We start from the raw sequence: 17,388 nt of genomic DNA, 5'->3' as shown, positions 1-17,388 counted from the left end.
ATGAATCCTGAAAACAAGCTGTGAGCCGGGCGACGGGCACCCGGGGCTCAGCGGAGCAGCCGACGCAGCCCGTCCAGCGCGCCGTCGAGCAGCCGGATGGCCGTACGCAGCTGGGTGTCGGTGAGCCGGCCGGCGCGCACCAGCGCGCCCACCTCGACGGTGAACGCGGCCAGCCGCTGGTCGAACTCGGCGAGCGTGGGCGACTCGGCGCGCGTCGTCGGGCCACCGTTGGCCACGGGCCGGACCGGCGGCGGTTCCCAGTTGCCCCGCCGGGTCTGCCGGGCCGCCTCGCGCAGCTCCCGCTTGAGGTCGCGCACCGAGCCGCGTACCTCGGTCTGGATCTCGCTCGCCAGGGCGGAGAGGTCCTCGACGGAGGCGGTGATGTCCGATTCCAGGGTGGCCAGCTCATCGGCCCGCTGCCGCAGCTCCGCGCGGCCCGCCTCGGTGATCTCGTAGACCTTGCGGCCGCCGGCCGCGGTGTGGACGACCAGCCCCTCGACCTCCAGGCGTTGCAGCCGGGGGTAGATGGTGCCGGCGCTCGGCGCGTACAGGCCGAGGAAGCGGTCCTCCAGCAGCCGGATCAGCTCGTAGCCGTGCTTCGGGCCGTCGTCGAGCAGCTTGAGCAGATAGAGCCGGAGCCGCCCGTGACTGAACACGGCGGTCACGGCTGCTCCTTCAGGTCGTCGGCGTCCTCGACGGGCCGGGCGAGCAGGGCGATGCTGCCGGACGTCGCGGAGGCCCAGAGCCTACCCTCGCCCGCGCCGAGCACCCCGTGGCTGTCCTTCACCGCGCCGAACCCCGGGCCACCGGACACCTGAGCGAAGCCGCTGGTGATCCGCCCGGAGGTGGTGTGCAGGTGGACGGTGAGGTCGCTGTCCTCGCGGACCCGCACGGTGATGCTGCCGGAAATGGTGCTGAGCCGGATGTCGCTGCCGCGGGGATTGTCCAGGTCGCAGGTGATCGACCCGGAGACCGCATGGGCACGCACCCGCTCGGGCGCACTGTCGGCGAGGATCAGCTCGCCGGAGACCGTTTCCAGGTTGAGATCGCCGCTCACGCCGAGCGCCTCCACCGGACCCGAGGTGACCTTGGCGGTGGTGTGCCCGCGCAGCCCCATCAGGGTGACCTGGCCGGAGGTGACGTCGACCCGGGTGTCCCGGCGCAGGCCGGAGGCGACCAGCGAACCGGACACCAGGTGCAGGTCGGCCAGCACGTGGGCGGGCACGGCGATGGAAACTTCGGCCCGGAAGTGGCGGCCGAGTTGCCCCAGCCACCAGAACACCCCGGGCCAGCGTGGAGGTCGCTCGTGGCCGACGCTGAGCCGACCGTCGCGCAGCTCGACGAGGATCGGGCGGCGGCTGACCCGGGTGACGTCGACCCTGGCCGGGCCATCGGTGGCCACCACGTTGAGCCGGCCGCTGATCAGCCGGACATCGAGCTGGGCGACCGGCTCGTCCAGGATGATCTGCTGCGGGCTGTCGACCTTCCAGTTGGCCATGACTGCCTCCCCTCGGTAACGCGCGCCGACGGCGCGTCGAGCGACGAGACGAAGCATAACGCGATACATCGCGACTGAACAAGACTGTCGCGAGCTATGTCGTGCGGGGGTCAGGCGGCCAGGTCCAGCACCGCCGCCCGGTCGGCGGGCACCGGACGGGCCGGGGGCAGGTGGATCACCGATTCGGCCGCCCGGGCCAGCACCCGCCGGTCCGCGTTCCCGACCGGGTGCAGCGCGGCGGCGATCACCACCGACACGGTCAGATCCTCGGCGGCCAGCACCCGGCGTAGCGACGCCCAGAGCGTCTCCGCACCGAGGAAGGCGGCCAGGGTGGTCGGGACACCCGCGCACCGGTAGGTGAGGCGCAGCGGCACGATCGGCGCACCAGCGTCCACCGCGGCCTGGAACGCGGCCGGCCGGAATCCCCGCCCGGGCCGGCAGTCGACCGCCGTGCCGCACCAGGTCGTGCCCTCGGGGAAGACCGCCACCGAGTGCCCAGCGCGCAGCGCGGCGGTCACCCGGCCGACCGTGGTTGGCAGGTCACGCGGCCGGGACCGGTCCACGAAGACCGTGCCGCCGGCGGCGGCCAGCGGCCCCACCACGGGCCACTCCCGCACCTCCCGCTTGGCGACCAGCCGGGCCGGCCCGACCGCGAGCACCGCGAGAATGTCCAGCCAGGAGACGTGGTTCGCGACCAGCAGAGCGGGCCGGCGCGGCAGCCGGCCCCGGACCACCAGCCGTACGCCGACGGCACGCAGGGTGCCCCGGGCCCAGCCGCGCAGCGCCGCCCGCCGGTGCCGCGCGGGTAGCAGCGGCAGCAGTACGGCCAGCCCGATCCCGGCCAGCAGCATCCCGACCAGGCTCAGCAGCCGCCCCACCCGGCGCGGCAGCGACACGACCGGCCCGGTGCCGGCCGGCAGACAGCACGGCCCGCAGCCGGAGGTGGGTCGCCACAGGTCGTCGGCGGTCACGACGGCTCCCCGCCGAGGAAGTGCCGCAGATAGCGCGGGTTCATTCGGTCCAGCGAGAACAGCACGTAGAAGTCGGCGCAGCCGAAATCCGGGTCGTACGCCGGTTCCCCGCAGACCCATGAACCGAGCCGCAGGTAGCCGCGGAGCAGCGGAGGGACCAGGGTCCGACGATCGAGCACGAGGTCGGGGTCGATGACGGGAGGCGCCTCGGCGAACCACGGACGGTGCGGCGTGACCCGCAGCGGCGGCGGGGCGAGGTGCCGGGCGGTGACCTGCCGCCACACCTCGGCGACCGCCGTGCCGCCGTCGGCCACCGGCACGGAGGCGCAGCCGCCGAGCCAGCGCGCACCGCGCAGGTGCAGGTAGCGGCAAATCCCGGCCCACATCAGGTTGATCACCGCGCCGGAGCGGTGGTCCGGGTGCACGCAGGAGCGGCCCGCCTCGACCAGATCGTCCCGGAGCGGAGCCAGCGGGGTCAGCTCGAACTCGCCCTCGGCGTACCAGCGGGCGGTGCGCCCCGGCGGGAGTAGCCGGTACGTGCCGACCACCTCGTCGGTGCCCTCCCGCAGCACGACGAGGTGATCACAGTGGGCGTCGAACTCGTCGGTGTCGAGCCCGGCGACACCCGGGTCCAGGGTCGCGCCGAGCTCGGTGGCGAACACCTCGTGACGCAGGCGTTGCGCGGCCGCGACCAGCGCCGGGTCGTCGGCGATCAGCAGGGTGTAGCCGCTGGTCGTGAGGGGGGTGCCAGCGACGTGCAGAACAGCCATGGGTATCTGTGTAGATGTCTCAGGTTGCCGCCCGCAGTGCCAACGGATGTCACCCCGGTAAACCCCCGCCCACCACCCGCCACCAGACACGCTGATCATGAGGTTGACAGCGGGAAATCGGGCGAAAGGTGCCGCCAACCTCATGATCGACCGGGTGGAGGGGCAGCGACGGTGGGGCGGTGGAGGGGTGGAGGCGGGCGTGGGAGGCTCGGGGCGGGGCCGGCCGACGGGCCGGCGGGCGGAGCGCTTCGGAGGAACGGCATGATCATCGAGTCCCGGTTTCACGGGCCCTTCGGCTCGGGCAACGGCGGGTGGAGCGCCGGCATCTTCGCGGCGGCGATCGACGACCGGGGGCCGGTGGAGGTCACCCTGCGCAAGCCGCCCCCGCTGGAGACCCCGCTGACCGCCGTCGACGGCGAGGTACGCGACCCGGATGGCCAGGTGATCGCGCAGGTACGCCGGGTCGAGGAGTTCGACGCCGTGGTCCCGCCGGTGGACCGGCCGACGGCCGAGACCGCCGCCAAGGCGTACCCGGGATTGACCGCCCACCCCTTCCCCGGCTGCTACGTGTGCGGCCCCGAGAATCCGGACGGCCTGCGGATCTTCCCGGGTCGGCTGCCGGACGGACGGACCGCCGCGCCGTTCCGCGCCCCGGCCGACGTGGTGCCGGCGACGGTCTGGGCCGCGCTGGACTGCCCCGGCGGCTGGGCGGTGATCGCGCCCGGCCGACCGTACGTCCTGGGTCGGATCGCCGTGGTGGTCGCGGCGCTGCCGCGTCCGGGCGACGGGTGCGTGGTGACCGGCGCGATGGTCGGCGGCGAGGGACGCAAGGCCGAGGCGCACTCCAGCCTCTACGGCCCCGACGGCGCGCTGCTCGGCCACGCCCGGGCCACCTGGATCGCGCTGCCGGCGGCCTGACCTGTCCACCCTGAGGATGATCACCTCCTGCCCGCGACGGAGGAGGGTGGTACGCATCCCGCCGGATTGACCTGGTTGCGTGAGGTTGCCAGGCTATGCCACGGCGCTATCCGCAACCGCGCCCCCACCGGCGCGTCCGCGCGCCGTGCCAGGAGAGGAGAGCAATGTCTGACGGGCAGTCAAAGCCCAGCGCCGGGACCGGCCAGATCGTGGTGTCCGGACTCACCAAGCAGTACAAGAACGTCCGGGCGGTCGACAACCTGTCCTTCACCGTCGAGCCGGGTCGGGTGACCGGCTTCCTCGGCCCGAACGGCGCCGGCAAGACGACCACCCTGCGCATGCTGCTCAACCTGGTCACCCCGACCGCCGGTCAGGCGACCATCGGCGGCCACCGGTACGCCGACCTGACCGATCCGCTGCGCTCGGTGGGCGCGGTCCTGGAGGCGTCCAGCGCGCACAAGGGCCGTACCGGCATCAACCACCTGCGGGTGATCTGCGCGGCGGCCGGCCTGCCCCGGGAGCGGGCCGACGAGGCGCTCGCGCTGGTGGGGTTGACCCCGGCGGCGAACCGCAAGTTCAAGGGCTACTCGCTGGGCATGAAGCAGCGGCTCGGCATCGCGGCCGCGATGCTCGGCGACCCGAAGGTGCTGATCCTCGACGAGCCGGCCAACGGCCTCGACCCGGAGGGCATCCGCTGGATGCGCGGCTTCCTCAAGGGGCTGGCCACCGAGGGGCGCACCGTGCTGGTCTCCAGCCACCTCCTCTCCGAGATGCAGCTGCTCGCCGACGACGTGGTGATCATCGCGGCCGGCAAGCTGGTCCGGCAGGGTCCGGTGGACCAGGTGATCGGCTCGATGGCGCACGGCACCCGGGTACGGGTGCAGACCCCCCAGGCGAGCGAACTGACCGCCGCGCTGCGCGAGCAGGCGGCCACCGTCGACACCGACGAGCACGGCGCGCTGCTGGTCAGCGGGGTGGATGCCCCGACGATCGGCCGCACCGCCCTCGCGGCCAAGGTCGAACTGCACGAACTGACCACGGAGCGGCCCGACCTGGAGGGCGTGTTCCTGGAGCTGACGGCCGGAAAGGCGGGCATTCGATGAACCTGGTCCGATCCGAGCTGCTCAAGATCCGTACCACCAGCACCTGGTGGCTGCTGGGCCTCGGGGCGTTCCTCGCCACGGCCCTGGCCTTCGCCTTCAACGCCTGGTACGCCCACACCGTCCTGAGCGGCCACGGCGAGGAGGTCGGGGTCACCGGGGAGCAGGCCAGCGCGCCGTCGATGGCCGCCAACCTCTACACCTCGGGGCAGTTCCTCGGGCTGATGTTCGTGATGCTGATCGGCATCCTGATGGTCACCAACGAGTTCTTCCACCAGACGGCGACCACCACCTTCCTCACCACGCCGCGCCGCACGTCGGTCATCCTCGGCAAGCTCGGCGCGGCGTCGCTGCTCGGCTTCGGCTTCTGGTTGGCCACCACGGTGCTCGACCTGCTCGCCGGGGCGGCCTTCCTCTCCCTGGACGGCCACGGCGTTCAGCTCGGCGAGTGGGAGGTGCAGCGCGCGCTGCTGTTCAACCTGCTGGCGTACGCAATCTGGACGATCCTCGGGGTCGGCATCGGCACGCTGATCCCCAACCAGCTCGGCGCGGTGATCACCGCGGCGGTGCTCTACCTGATCGGCACCCAGGTCGTGCAGCTGCTGTTCTTCCTGCTCTCCAACGCGCTCCACAACGAGGGCGTGCTGAAGTGGATGGTCGTCTGGCCGGCCACCGCCTCCCAGGTGATGATCGGCGGGGAAGCCAACCAGTTCCTGCCCGCCTGGTGGGTGGGCGCCCTCGTGCTGGCCGGCTACGCCCTGGTCAGCGGGGTCGCCGGCGTGCTGATCACGCGGCGGCGCGACATCGCCTGAGTCGTACCGGGAGACGGCCCGACGGGTGGCGACCTGCCGCCCGTCGGGCCGTTTCGCACTTAGCAGGAGTCGACCGGACACGCAGCGTTTGTCGAACTTCTGGCATCTTCTGTGAAACCAGCCACCCGTCGGAGGCGGAAATGCCCCCGCGATTCGTACGGCGTAGCCTGGGAGCCGTCCGTGTGCCCATTTGCGGGCACCGGCGGACACCGCGTGCATACGAACCGGCGTGAAAGAGGCGATCAGCGGCCGTGTCGACCCAGCAAACTTCGTCGCAGGACAACCCACTGGCGGGTTTCGGCCCGAACGAGTGGATCGTCGAGGAGATGTACCAGCGTTACCTCACCGACCCCTCGAGCGTGGACCCGGCCTGGCACGACTTCTTCGCCGACTACCGGCCGGCCCCGGGCGCGGCCACCCCGCGCCCGGAGAGCAAGGCCACGCCGGCCGCTCGGCCCGAGCCGGGTGAGCAGCAGGAGGCCGTCGCGAGCGTGGCCCAGCAGCCGGCCCCCGCCGCCAAGCCCGCCCCCGTGAAGCCGACCGTCAAGCCGGCGGAGCGGCCCGCCGCCAAGCCGGCCGCCGCGCCGAAGCCGGCCGCCAAGGCCCCGACCGCGACCGCCGCCGGCACCACCCCGCTGCGCGGGGTCGCCGCCAAGATCGTGCAGAACATGGACGCCTCGCTCGCCGTGCCGACCGCGACGAGCGTCCGCGCGGTCCCGGCGAAGCTGCTGGTGGACAACCGCATCGTCATCAACAACCACCTCGCTCGCGGCCGCGGCGGCAAGGTGAGCTTCACCCACCTCATCGGCTACGCGATGATCCGGGCGCTGGTCGAGCACCCGGAGATGAACAACTCCTACGCCGAGGTCGACGGCAAGCCGGCACTGGTCCGCCCGGAGCACGTCAACCTGGGCATCGCCATCGACCTGGCCAAGCCGGACGGCACCCGCACCCTGGTGGTCCCGTCCATCAAGGCCTGCGAGCAGATGGACTTCCGGCAGTTCTGGCAGGCGTACGAGGACGTGGTCCGGCGTGCCCGCCGCAACGAGCTGACCATGGACGACTACTCCGGCACCACCATCTCGCTGACCAACCCGGGCGGCATCGGCACCGTCCACTCGATCCCGCGTCTGATGCAGGGCCAGAGCGCCATCATCGGCGTCGGCGCGATGGAATACCCGGCGCCGTACCAGGGCATGAGCGAGGCCACCCTGGCCGAGCTGGCGGTCAGCAAGGTCATCACGCTGACCAGCACGTACGACCACCGGATCATCCAGGGCGCGCAGTCCGGCGAGTTCCTCAAGGTGATGCACGAGCTGCTGCTCGGCGAGCGCGGCTTCTACGACCAGATCTTCACCTCGCTGCGCATCCCGTACGAGCCGGTGCGCTGGGTGCAGGACGTGGCCGTCAACTCCGAGGGCCAGATCAACAAGACCGCGCGGGTGCACGAGCTGATCCACGCGTACCGGGTGCGCGGCCACCTGATGGCCGACACCGACCCGCTGGAGTTCACCATCCGCAAGCACCCGGACCTGGACGTCCTCCAGCACGGGCTGACCCTGTGGGACCTGGACCGGGTATTCCCGGTCAACGGCTTCGCCGGCAAGCAGCGGATGAAGCTGCGCCAGATCCTCGGCGTGCTGCGCGACTCGTACTGCCGCCGGGTCGGCATCGAGTACATGCACGTGCAGGATCCAGAGGAGCGGCGCTGGATCCAGGAACGGATCGAGCGCAAGTACGAGAAGCCGTCCCCGGACGAGCAGAAGCACGTGCTCAACCGGCTCAACGCCGCCGAGGCGTTCGAGACCTTCCTGCAGACCAAGTACGTCGGCCAGAAGCGCTTCTCGCTGGAGGGCGGCGAGTCGCTGATCCCGCTGCTGGGCGAGGTGCTGGAGTGCGCGGCCGAGGCCGGCCTGGACGAGGTCGTCATCGGCATGGCCCACCGCGGCCGGCTCAACGTGCTGGCCAACATCGTCGGCAAGCCGTACGAGAAGATCTTCTCCGAGTTCGAGGGTCACCTCGACCCGCGCTCCACCCAGGGCTCGGGTGACGTGAAATACCACCTCGGCCAGAACGGCAAGTTCACCACGCCGAGCGGCGCGCACGCGGTCAAGGTCTCGGTGGTGGCGAACCCGTCCCACCTGGAGGCCGTGGACCCGGTGCTGGAGGGAATAGTCCGCGCCAAGCAGGACCGCATAGACCTCAAGTTGGAGGGCTACACCGTGCTGCCGCTGGCGGTGCACGGTGACGCCGCCTTCGCCGGCCAGGGCGTGGTCGCCGAGACGCTCAACCTCTCGCAGCTGCGCGGCTACCGCACCGGCGGCACAGTGCACGTGGTGGTCAACAACCAGGTCGGCTTCACCACCGCCCCGGAATACAGCCGCTCCAGCCTCTACAGCACCGACGTGGCCCGGATGATCCAGGCGCCGATCTTCCACGTCAACGGCGACGACCCGGAGGCCGTCGTCCGGGTGGCCCGGCTGGCCTTCGAATACCGGCGGACGTTCAACAAGGACGTCGTGATCGACATGGTCTGCTACCGCCGGCGCGGGCACAACGAGGGCGATGACCCGTCGATGTCGAACCCGCAGATGTATAAGATCATCGACTCGAAGCGGTCGGTCCGGAAGCTCTACACCGAGGAGCTCATCGGGCGGGGTGACATCACCGTCGAGGACGCGGAGGAGCTGCTGCGCGACTACCAGTCGCAGCTGGAGCGGGTGTTCAAGGCCACCCGGGACGCAGCCACCACGCCGCGCCAGGTCAGCCGGCCCCGTCGCGAGGAGGAGCCGGAGCCGCAGGTCGACACCGCGACCGACGCCGCCGTCGTCAAGGCGATCGGCGAGGCGCACGTCAACCTGCCGGAGGGCTTCACCCCGCACAAGCGCATCCAGCAGCTGCTGGACCGGCGGGCGAAGATGTCGGTCGAGGGCGGCATCGACTGGGGCTTCGGCGAGATCATCGCGTTCGGCGCGCTGCTGCACGACGGGGTCACCGTCCGGCTCGCCGGGCAGGACTCCCGCCGGGGCACCTTCGTCCAACGGCACGCCTCGATCGTGGACTCGAAGACCGGCGAGGACCACGTCCCGTTGAACTCGCTCACCGGCGACGGCGAGCGGTCCCGCTTCTTCGTGCATGACTCGCTGCTGTCCGAGTACGCCGCGATGGGCTTCGAGTACGGCTACTCGGTGGAGAACGTCAACGCGCTGGTCTGCTGGGAGGCCCAGTTCGGTGACTTCGTCAACGGCGCCCAGTCGGTAATCGACGAGTTCATCTCCTCCGGCGAGGTGAAGTGGGGCCAGCGCTCCGCGGTCACCCTGCTGCTGCCGCACGGCCACGAGGGCCAGGGTCCGGACCACACCTCCGGGCGCCCGGAGCGGTTCCTCCAGCTCTGCGCCGAGGACAACATGCGGGTGGCCATCCCGACCACCCCGGCGAACTACTTCCACCTGCTGCGCCGCCAGGCCCTGTCGCCGAAGCGCAAGCCGCTGGTGGTGTTCACGCCGAAGTCGCTGCTGCGGCACAAGCTCTGCGTGTCGCCGGTGGAAGACTTCACCTCGGGCACCTTCCAGCCGGTCCTGCCGGACCCCGCCGCCCCGGCCCCGGAGCAGGTCAAGCGGGTGCTGCTCTGCTCGGGCAAGGTCTACTACGACCTGTTCCAGGCCCGGCAGGAGCGGGGGGTCACGGACACCGTGATCATCCGGATGGAGCAGCTCTACCCGATGCCCGTCGAGGAGATCCGGGCCGCCCTGGCGCAGTACCCGAACGCCGAGGACTTCGCCTGGGTCCAGGAGGAGCCGGCCAACCAGGGTGCCTGGTCGTTCGTCGCGCTCAACCTGCTGGAGCACCTGACCGACGTCCGGCTGCGCCGCATCTCCCGCCCGGCCGCCGCCGCTCCGGCGGTCGGCTCGGCGAAGATGCACGAGGTCGAGCAGTCGGCGCTGATCGAGGCGGCCCTCCCCCGCCCGTGACCTGACCACACCGCCACGCGAGCGGGGCAGCGACCGTACGACGGCCGCTGCCCCGCTCGCGTGGCGGCTCTTCGTTCGCTGAGAGGACACCCATGTATTTCACCGACCGTGGCATCGAGGAACTGGTCGAGCGCCGGGGCGACGAGCAGGTCAGCCTGGAGTGGCTGGGCGAGCGGCTGCGCGACTTCGTCGACCTCAACCCCGAGTTCGAGACCCCGATCGAACGCTTCGCCACCTGGCTGGCCCGGCTCGACGACGAGGACGAGGACTGACCGTGACGGGTTGACGGCAGGCCGTTCCCGGGCGTCAACTGGAAAGCAGCGTCCAGGGTCCGACGAGGACCCACACGCCGCCCGACGCCAGGGAGGCGGAGATGAATCCTGAACCCCGCAAGCCGCCGCAGGACGCGGTGACCGTACGTCATCTGCGCCTCGGCATCGGATCCGTCGGCATCGCACTGCCGGTCGTGCTGGTGGTCGGTCACCTGGTCGCGACCCGCCGGCTCACCCTGCTCGACTCGCTCAGCGCGTATTACTACACCGAGATGCGCGACGTCTTCGTCGGCTCGCTGTGCGCCATCGGGGTGTTCCTGATCGCCTACCGGTACCGCCGGCCGGACAACGCGCTCGGCACCGTCGCCGGGGTGTTGGCGATCGTGGTGGCCCTCTTCCCCACCACGGCGAGCGCGTCGGCCGGCAGCACCAGCCGCGACGACCGGATGGTCGGCATGATGCACCAGGTCGCCGCTTCGGCGCTCTTCGTGCTCCTCGCGGCCTTCTGCCTCTTCCTCTTCACCCGCCCCGACCGGGTCGGGGTGCCGCCGTCCCGGCCGGCCGTCCGGTTCTACCGGGGCTGCGGCGGGCTCATCCTGGCGGCGATCGCGCTCGCGCTCGCGAGCACGCTGCTCCCCGCGCACGTACGCGACACGCTCAGGCCGCTGCTGTGGTGCGAGGCGGTCGCCGTGTTCGCCTTCGGAGCGGCCTGGGTGGCGAAGAGCGACGCGCTGTTGCGGGCCGCGGCGTCGGTCGACGCGATCGGCGCGGGCCCGGACCCCCGGCCGGTCGCGCCGACGACGTCCTGACGCTGGGCACGGGCCGGGCGACCGGCGGGCACAAGGACCCGGGCGAGAGGTGGCGCGATCTTGTAGCGTGGGGTCGTGGCGCGCAGCGTGTACCTGACCGGCGTGGGGTCGGGCGGTGGCAAGTCGACAGTCGCCCTCGGGCTGGCCGAGCTGCTGTCCCGGCAGGTCGAGCGGATCGGCGCGTTCCGGCCGCTGGTCTCCGGCACCGGCCCCGACCACATCCTCGCCCTGCTCACCGAGCGCTACCGCGTGGAGCTGCCGGTTGACGAGCTGCACGGCTCGACGTATTCGGAGGCGACCGCGCTGGTCGCCGACGGCCGGCGGGAGGAGCTGATCTCTCGGATCGTCGCCCGCTATCGCGAGGTCGAACGGCGCTGCCCGACGGTGGTCGTGGTGGGCAGCGACTTCGCCGACGGGGATGGTGCCGGCCCTCGCGAGCTGGCCTTCAACGCTCGGCTGGCCACCGAGTTCGGCAGCGTGGTGGTGCCGGTGGTTGACGGGTTCGGCCAGCAGCCCGAGGCGATCGCGGCGGCAGCGCGTGGGGCGTACCACGACCTGGAGGACCTGGGCGCGACCGTGGTGGCCGTGGTGGCCAACCGGGTGCCCGGGCCGATGACCCTGCCCGAGCTGCCCGTCCCCGCGTACGCCATCCCGGAGGTGCCGACCGTGTCGGCGCCGACGGTGGCCGAGGTGGCGGCGGCGCTCGGCGCCACCCTGCTCTCCGGCGACGACACCGCGCTGGAGCGGGACGTGCTCGACTACGTGGTGGGCGCGGCGCACGTGCCCACCCTGCTCGACCACCTCACCGACGGGGCACTGGTGATCACTCCTGGTGACCGCGCCGACCTGCTGGTGGCGGCCGGCGCCGCGCACGTGGCCGGGCAGGTCTCCCTGGCCGGCCTGGTGCTCACCCTCGGCGAGCAGCCCGACCCGCGGGCGATGCGGCTGGTCGAGCGGCTGAACACCGGGCTGGCCGTGCTCTCGGTGACCAGCGACAGCTACGACACGGTCGCGGCGTCCAGCCGGATCGAGGGCCGCCCTAGCACGGCGCACCCCCGCAAGGTGGAGGCGGCGCTCGGCGCCTTCGAACGCTGCGTGGACACCGTCGACCTGGCCGGCCGGCTGCGGGTCAGCCGGTCCGGGCGGGTCACCCCGCTGATGTTCGAGAACGACCTGATCGACCGGGCGCGGGCGCAGCGCCGGCGGCTCGTGCTGCCGGAGGGCGCGGAGGAGCGCATCCTGCGCGCGGCGGAGATCCTGCTGCGCCGGGGCGTCGCCGACCTCACCCTGCTCGGGCGGCCGGCGGAGGTCTCCCGGCGTACCCGGGAGCTGGGCGTGGACATTGGCGACGCGCAGGTGGTCGACCCGGCCGACAGCGAGTGGCGGGACGAGTTCGCCGCCGAGTACGCCAGGCTCCGCGCGCATCGGGGCGTCACGGTCGAGCTGGCGCACGACATCGTGGCGCAGCCCAACTACTTCGGCACGATGATGGTGCACTGCGGGCGCGCCGACGGCATGGTCTCCGGTGCCACGCACACCACCGCGGCCACGATCCGGCCGGCCTTCGAGATCATCCGGACGGTGCCGGGCGTCTCCGTCGCCTCCAGCGTCTTCTTCATGCTCCTCGCCGACCGGGTGCTGGTCTACGGCGACTGCGCGGTCAACCCGGACCCGGACGCCGCCCAGCTCGCCGACATCGCCATCTCGTCGGCCGACACGGCGGCCCGGTTCGGCATCGAGCCGCGGGTGGCGATGCTGTCGTACTCAACCGGAGACTCCGGCTTGGGCGCGGACGTGGAGCGGGTCGCGGCGGCCACCAAACTGGTCCGCCAGCGCCGGCCGGAGCTGCTGGTGGAAGGCCCGATCCAGTACGACGCGGCGATCGACCCGCAGGTCGCGGCCACCAAACTGCCCGACAGCCCGGTGGCGGGACGGGCAACCGTGTTCATCTTCCCGGACCTGAACACCGGCAACAACACGTACAAGGCCGTGCAGCGGTCGGCCGGCGCGGTGGCCGTCGGCCCGGTCATGCAGGGCCTGCGGCGCCCGGTCAACGACCTGTCCCGGGGCGCCACCGTGCCGGACATCGTCAACACGGTGGCGATCACCGCCATTCAGGCCGCTGCGTCGTCGGGAGGGGTCGCGTGACCGACCGGGTGCTGGTGCTCAACTGCGGGTCCTCGTCGGTCAAGTACCGGCTCTACGACGGCGAGGAAGTCCGCGACAAGGGCACCGTCGAGCGGATCGGCGAGCCGGGCGGCGGGCCGGTCGACCACGAGAGCGCGGTACGCGAGATCATCAGCCGGCTCGACCTGGGCGGGCTGACCGGGGTCGGGCACCGGGTGGTGCACGGCGGGCGCACGTTCAGCGAGCCGGTGCTGATCGACGACGCCGTCCTCGCCGCGATCGAGGACCTGGTGCCGCTCGCGCCGCTGCACAACCCGGCGAACCTGGCCGGTATCCGGGTCGCCCGGGAGGCGCTGCCGGGCATCCCACAGGTCGCCGTCTTCGACACGGCGTTCCACCACACGCTGCCCGAGGCCGCCGCCACCTACGCGATCGACCGGGACACCGCGCAGCGGTGGGGCATCCGCCGGTACGGCTTCCACGGCACCTCGCACGCGTACGTCTCGCGCCGCACGGCTGAGCTCCTGGACCGGCCGTACGCGGAGCTGAACACGATCACCCTGCACCTGGGCAACGGGGCGAGCGCCTGCGCGGTCCGCGGCGGGCGGAGCGTGGCCACCTCGATGGGCATGTCCCCGCTGGAGGGCCTGGTCATGGGCACCCGCAGCGGCGACCTGGATCCGACCGTCATCTTCCACCTGCGGCGCGAGGCCGGGATGGGCGTGGACGAGATCGACGACCTGCTCAACCACCGCAGCGGCCTGCTCGGCCTGACCGGGGTCAACGACATGCGCGAGGTGCTGACCCGGCGGGACGCCGGCGACCCGGCGGCCGCACTCGCCTTCGACGTCTACCAGCGCCGCATCACGGCGTACGTGGGCGCGTACTACGCCCTGCTCGGGCGGGTCGACGCGGTCACCTTCACCGCCGGCGTCGGCGAGCACGCCGCGCCGGTCCGGGCCGCGTCGCTGGCCGGCCTGGAGCGGCTCGGGATCTCCGTCGACCCGGCCCGCAACGACGGCAGCGGCGACCGGGTGATCTCCTCGGACGGCGCCGAGGTCGCGGTCTGCGTGGTCAACACGGACGAGGAGCGCGAGATCGCCCGGGAGACCCGGGAGGTGCTCACCTCGCGCGGCTGACCCGGCGGCGGGTGGCCTCGATGCCGGCGACCAGCCGGCGTCGGGTCAGCTCAGCGCCAGCCAGGCGACCAGGGCGATCACCACGACGGCGACGCCGATGCCGGCGATCAACGGCAGCCGGGACGGCGCCTCTGCCGTCGCCGCCGCGTCGGGCGACTCGACGAAGGCACGGAACTGGGCCGTGTTGCCGCTCTGGTCGGTGTAGTTCTCAGCCATGTGCGTGACCCTAGTAAAGCTCGTCCACCCGGACGGTCTCCCGCCATGCCGGTGGCGACAACACAATCCGCCCGGCCCAGGCGCATCGGCCGGTCAGCGGCGGCTCCTGGTCCGGTCGTCCAGGCCGCACCGGCCGCCCGGCCGCCTACCGTTAGGACGTGAAGGTACCGCGACTGGTCGCCACGCTGGTGACGGCGCTGCTGGCGGGTTGTGGGCCGGCCACCGTCGCGACTGGCGATCCGAGCCCGTCCGCAGTCCGGAACGCCCCGCAACGGGCGTACGCCGTCGGTGTGCAGCAGTTCGTCGTCGACCCGGGCGGCCCCCGGCCGTTACCGGTCACCGTCTGGTATCCGGCCGCCGCACCCGCCACGCTGCCGGCACCCATTCCGGCCACGCGGCCAGCGGCGTCCACGGCCGCTCCGAACGCGCCCGTCGTCCGGCCCGGCGCGCCGGTGGCCGCCGGGCGGTTCCCAGTGGTGATCTACAGCCACGGGCTGCGCGCCCTGCCCGAGATGCACGCGCCGCTGATCACCCGCTGGGCTGCCGCCGGCTTTGTGGTGGCCGCACCGACGTTTCCGCGTACCAACCAGCGGGCCCGGGACTTCACCCGGGATGACGTCCGTAACCAGCCCGCCGACTGCTGGCGGCTGATCCGCCAGCTGGTACGCCTCGACACCCGCCTCAGCGACCCGCTCGCCGGGCACCTGGCCGTCGACCGGATCGCCGCGGCCGGCCACTCGGCGGGCGGCTACACCACGGCCGGCATGTTCAGCGCGGGGCACTCGGCCCGGCTGCGCGCCGGGATCGTGCTGGCCGGCGGTGAGCTGCCCGGCGGCTTCGCCGGCCCGGTGGCGCCGCTGCTGTTCGTGCACGGCAGCGCCGATCCGACCGTGCCCGAGTCGGTCGGCCGTGCCGCGTACGCCCACGCGCCCGGGCCAGCCGCCTTCCTGAGCCTGACCGGTCAGAACCACGGCGCGTACCTGACCCCCGGCCATGCCGGCTTTCCCCAGGTCCTCGCCACCACCACCGACTTCCTCCGATGGACCCTCTACGACGACCGGGCCGCCCTACACCGCCTCCCCACCGACGCCCACCTCCCCAACGTCACCACCCTCACCACCCACCACCTCCCCCCCCTAACCCCCGTTACCCTGCCGCCCCCAGCCCTGGGCCGATCATGGAGTAGTGGCGCCGGACGAATGGGGCAGATCACCTGGATCGGGCACCACGGCTCCATGATCGACCGCGTCGGGCTGCCCCGGAGCCCGGGCGTGTTGGGTTAGGGGGTGTGGTCGATGACGACCTTGCCGAAGACGTCGCCCGAGGCGAGGCGGGCGAACGCGTCCTCGATCCGGTTGAACGGCACCACGCTGTCGATCACCGGGCGCACCCCGTGCTCGGCGCAGAACGAGAGCAGCTCGGTCAACTCGCCCGGGGTGCCCATCGAGGTGCCGAGAATCTCCAGCTGCATGGCGAAGACCCGACGCAGGTTGACCTTGGGCTCGTGACCGGCGGTGGCGCCGGAGACGACGATCCGGGCCAACGGCGCGGCCGACTTCAGCGAGTGATCGAAGGTGGCCGCCCCAACCGTCTCGATCACCACGTCGACCCGCTCGGGCAGCCGGGCGCCCGGCTCCAGCGCGGTCGCGCCCAGCTCGGCGATCCGTTCCCGCTTCGCGGCGTCACGGCTGGTCGCGTACACCCGCTTGCCGAGCGCGACGCCGAGCGCGACGGCCGCGGTGGCCACGCCCCCGCCGGCCCCCTGCACCAGCACCGACTCGCCCTCGGCCACCCGGCCCTTGGTGGTGAGCATCCGCCACGCGGTGAGCCAGGCCGTGGGCAGGCAGGCCGCGTCGGTCGCCGACAGGCCGTCCGGCAGCGGCAGCAGGTTCATCCGGGGTACGGCCACCCGCTCGGCGAACGTGCCGGGAAAGTGCTCGGAGAGGATGGAGACCCCGCGCGGGTCACCCGGGGTGGGCACCACCGGGTAGACGACCACCTCGTTGCCGTCCGGGTCGGTGCCGACCGCGTCGCAGCCAAGGATCATCGGGAGTTGGTCACCGGTGAGCCCCACCCCGCGCAGCGACCAGAGGTCGTGGTGGTTGAGCGAGCTGGCCCGCACCTGCACGGTGACCCACTCCGAATCGGGGTGGGTCGGCTCGGGGCGGTCGCCGACGGCCAGCGCGGCGAGCGGGTTGTCGGCGTCCAGGGCGGAGGCATAGGCGGCACGCATGATCCGCACGGTAACAAGCTGAGCTGGCGTTAAGAAGGGGCCCTTCCTATGCACAACACGATAGGAAGGGGCCCCTCCTAATGAGTGTTGCGGGTCGGCCTCAGGCAGACTCGTCCGGTGGTAGCCGCCGGTGGGTGAGCACTCGTCCCTCCTGGATCTTGAGTCCTGATGTAAGACCGTGCCCCTGCCGGATGGCCGGGAGAGTTGATCGCTGATGGGATGTCGTGCCCGCTGGTTTGCGGCGTGAGCACTGCTTCATTAGGTCGCTGATGGTTCTCCTGCCGGCTGCCGGCTGCCGGCTGCGGCTGCTGGTGTCGAGGACGGGAGATGCGTTGCTGTTCGTGGGAGATGACTGGGCCGAGGACCACCACGACGTGGAGCTGATGGACGCCGCTGGGCGCAGGCTGGCCAAGGCCAGATTGCCCGAGGGCGTGGCGGGCATGGCCCGGCTGCACGTGATGATCGGTGAGCATCTCGCCGAGGACGCCGAGGACGCCGCCGGGCGGGTGAAGGTCGGGATCGAGACGGACCGGGGCCCGTGGGTGCAGGCGT

At 72.1% G+C, this 17,388-nt stretch carries 15 protein-coding genes and 1 pseudogene; 10 read left to right on the top strand and 6 right to left on the bottom strand.

The window, feature by feature from the left end:
- Positions 1–47 precede the first annotated feature (47 nt).
- The 4 genes from ABZ671_RS12770 to ABZ671_RS12755 form a co-directional block, all read right to left on the bottom strand.
- Positions 48–665 (bottom strand): PadR family transcriptional regulator, encoded by a 618-nt coding sequence (locus ABZ671_RS12770; RefSeq protein ID WP_357855821.1) that lies wholly within the window; start codon positions 663–665, stop codon positions 48–50.
- Entirely contained in the window at positions 662–1,498 is an 837-nt protein-coding gene (locus ABZ671_RS12765) for a DUF4097 family beta strand repeat-containing protein (RefSeq protein WP_357855818.1), read from the bottom strand. Before ABZ671_RS12765 ends, ABZ671_RS12770 begins: the two co-directional genes overlap by 4 nt.
- Positions 1,499–1,608: 110 nt before the next feature.
- Positions 1,609–2,469 (bottom strand): lysophospholipid acyltransferase family protein, encoded by an 861-nt coding sequence (locus ABZ671_RS12760; RefSeq protein WP_357855815.1) that lies wholly within the window; start codon positions 2,467–2,469, stop codon positions 1,609–1,611.
- The gene (locus tag ABZ671_RS12755; protein WP_357855812.1) at positions 2,466–3,239 is read right to left on the bottom strand and encodes a GNAT family N-acyltransferase; all 774 of its coding nucleotides are present in this window, start codon (positions 3,237–3,239) and stop codon (positions 2,466–2,468) included. Before ABZ671_RS12755 ends, ABZ671_RS12760 begins: the two co-directional genes overlap by 4 nt.
- Before the next feature lie 261 nt (positions 3,240–3,500).
- On the opposite strand from ABZ671_RS12755, the gene ABZ671_RS12750 reads away from it, so the two are divergent.
- From ABZ671_RS12750 to ABZ671_RS12715, 8 genes are all read left to right on the top strand, one after another.
- Complete coding sequence (locus ABZ671_RS12750) at positions 3,501–4,157, top strand: hypothetical protein (protein WP_357855809.1); 657 nt, start codon at positions 3,501–3,503, stop codon at positions 4,155–4,157.
- A 164-nt stretch (positions 4,158–4,321) separates the two neighbouring features.
- Entirely contained in the window at positions 4,322–5,260 is a 939-nt protein-coding gene (locus ABZ671_RS12745) for an ATP-binding cassette domain-containing protein (RefSeq protein WP_357855806.1), read from the top strand.
- Positions 5,257–6,069: an ABC transporter permease gene (locus ABZ671_RS12740; RefSeq protein WP_357855804.1), complete on the top strand. Its 813-nt coding sequence runs from the start codon at positions 5,257–5,259 to the stop codon at positions 6,067–6,069. Before ABZ671_RS12745 ends, ABZ671_RS12740 begins: the two co-directional genes overlap by 4 nt.
- A 251-nt stretch (positions 6,070–6,320) precedes the next feature.
- Positions 6,321–10,040 (top strand): multifunctional oxoglutarate decarboxylase/oxoglutarate dehydrogenase thiamine pyrophosphate-binding subunit/dihydrolipoyllysine-residue succinyltransferase subunit, encoded by a 3,720-nt coding sequence (locus ABZ671_RS12735; protein ID WP_357855801.1) that lies wholly within the window; start codon positions 6,321–6,323, stop codon positions 10,038–10,040.
- A 92-nt stretch (positions 10,041–10,132) separates the two neighbouring features.
- Complete coding sequence (locus ABZ671_RS12730; protein ID WP_091570976.1) at positions 10,133–10,312, top strand: DUF6104 family protein; 180 nt, start codon at positions 10,133–10,135, stop codon at positions 10,310–10,312.
- A gap of 101 nt (positions 10,313–10,413) precedes the next feature.
- Complete coding sequence (locus ABZ671_RS12725) at positions 10,414–11,121, top strand: DUF998 domain-containing protein (protein ID WP_357855798.1); 708 nt, start codon at positions 10,414–10,416, stop codon at positions 11,119–11,121.
- Positions 11,122–11,196: 75 nt separating this feature from the next.
- The gene (gene pta / locus ABZ671_RS12720) at positions 11,197–13,269 is read left to right on the top strand and encodes a phosphate acetyltransferase (protein WP_357855795.1); all 2,073 of its coding nucleotides are present in this window, start codon (positions 11,197–11,199) and stop codon (positions 13,267–13,269) included.
- Positions 13,266–14,387: an acetate kinase gene (locus ABZ671_RS12715; protein WP_357855793.1), complete on the top strand. Its 1,122-nt coding sequence runs from the start codon at positions 13,266–13,268 to the stop codon at positions 14,385–14,387. Before pta ends, ABZ671_RS12715 begins: the two co-directional genes overlap by 4 nt.
- Positions 14,388–14,432: 45 nt before the next feature.
- Here ABZ671_RS12715 and ABZ671_RS12710 read toward each other — a convergent pair whose 3' ends face one another.
- The gene (locus ABZ671_RS12710) at positions 14,433–14,603 is read right to left on the bottom strand and encodes a hypothetical protein (RefSeq protein ID WP_357855791.1); all 171 of its coding nucleotides are present in this window, start codon (positions 14,601–14,603) and stop codon (positions 14,433–14,435) included.
- Between the two features lie 158 nt (positions 14,604–14,761).
- On the opposite strand from ABZ671_RS12710, the gene ABZ671_RS12705 reads away from it, so the two are divergent.
- Positions 14,762–15,886: an alpha/beta hydrolase gene (locus tag ABZ671_RS12705; protein WP_357855788.1), complete on the top strand. Its 1,125-nt coding sequence runs from the start codon at positions 14,762–14,764 to the stop codon at positions 15,884–15,886.
- On the opposite strand, the gene ABZ671_RS12700 is transcribed toward ABZ671_RS12705, so the two are convergent.
- A complete protein-coding gene (locus tag ABZ671_RS12700; RefSeq protein WP_357855785.1) occupies positions 15,883–16,845 on the bottom strand; it encodes a zinc-binding dehydrogenase in 963 nt (320 codons plus the stop codon). The two genes, ABZ671_RS12705 and ABZ671_RS12700, sit on opposite strands and share 4 nt — an antisense overlap.
- A 323-nt stretch (positions 16,846–17,168) precedes the next feature.
- On the opposite strand from ABZ671_RS12700, the pseudogene ABZ671_RS12695 reads away from it, so the two are divergent.
- Positions 17,169–17,388: pseudogene (locus ABZ671_RS12695) on the top strand (IS110 family transposase); the annotation flags it as partial.

The sequence above is a fragment of the Micromonospora sp. NPDC006766 genome (assembly GCF_040636055.1).
Taxonomy (GTDB): domain Bacteria; phylum Actinomycetota; class Actinomycetes; order Mycobacteriales; family Micromonosporaceae; genus Micromonospora.
Note: the sequence above shows the minus strand (reverse complement) of the source record. Positions and strands in the feature narration are given on the sequence as shown.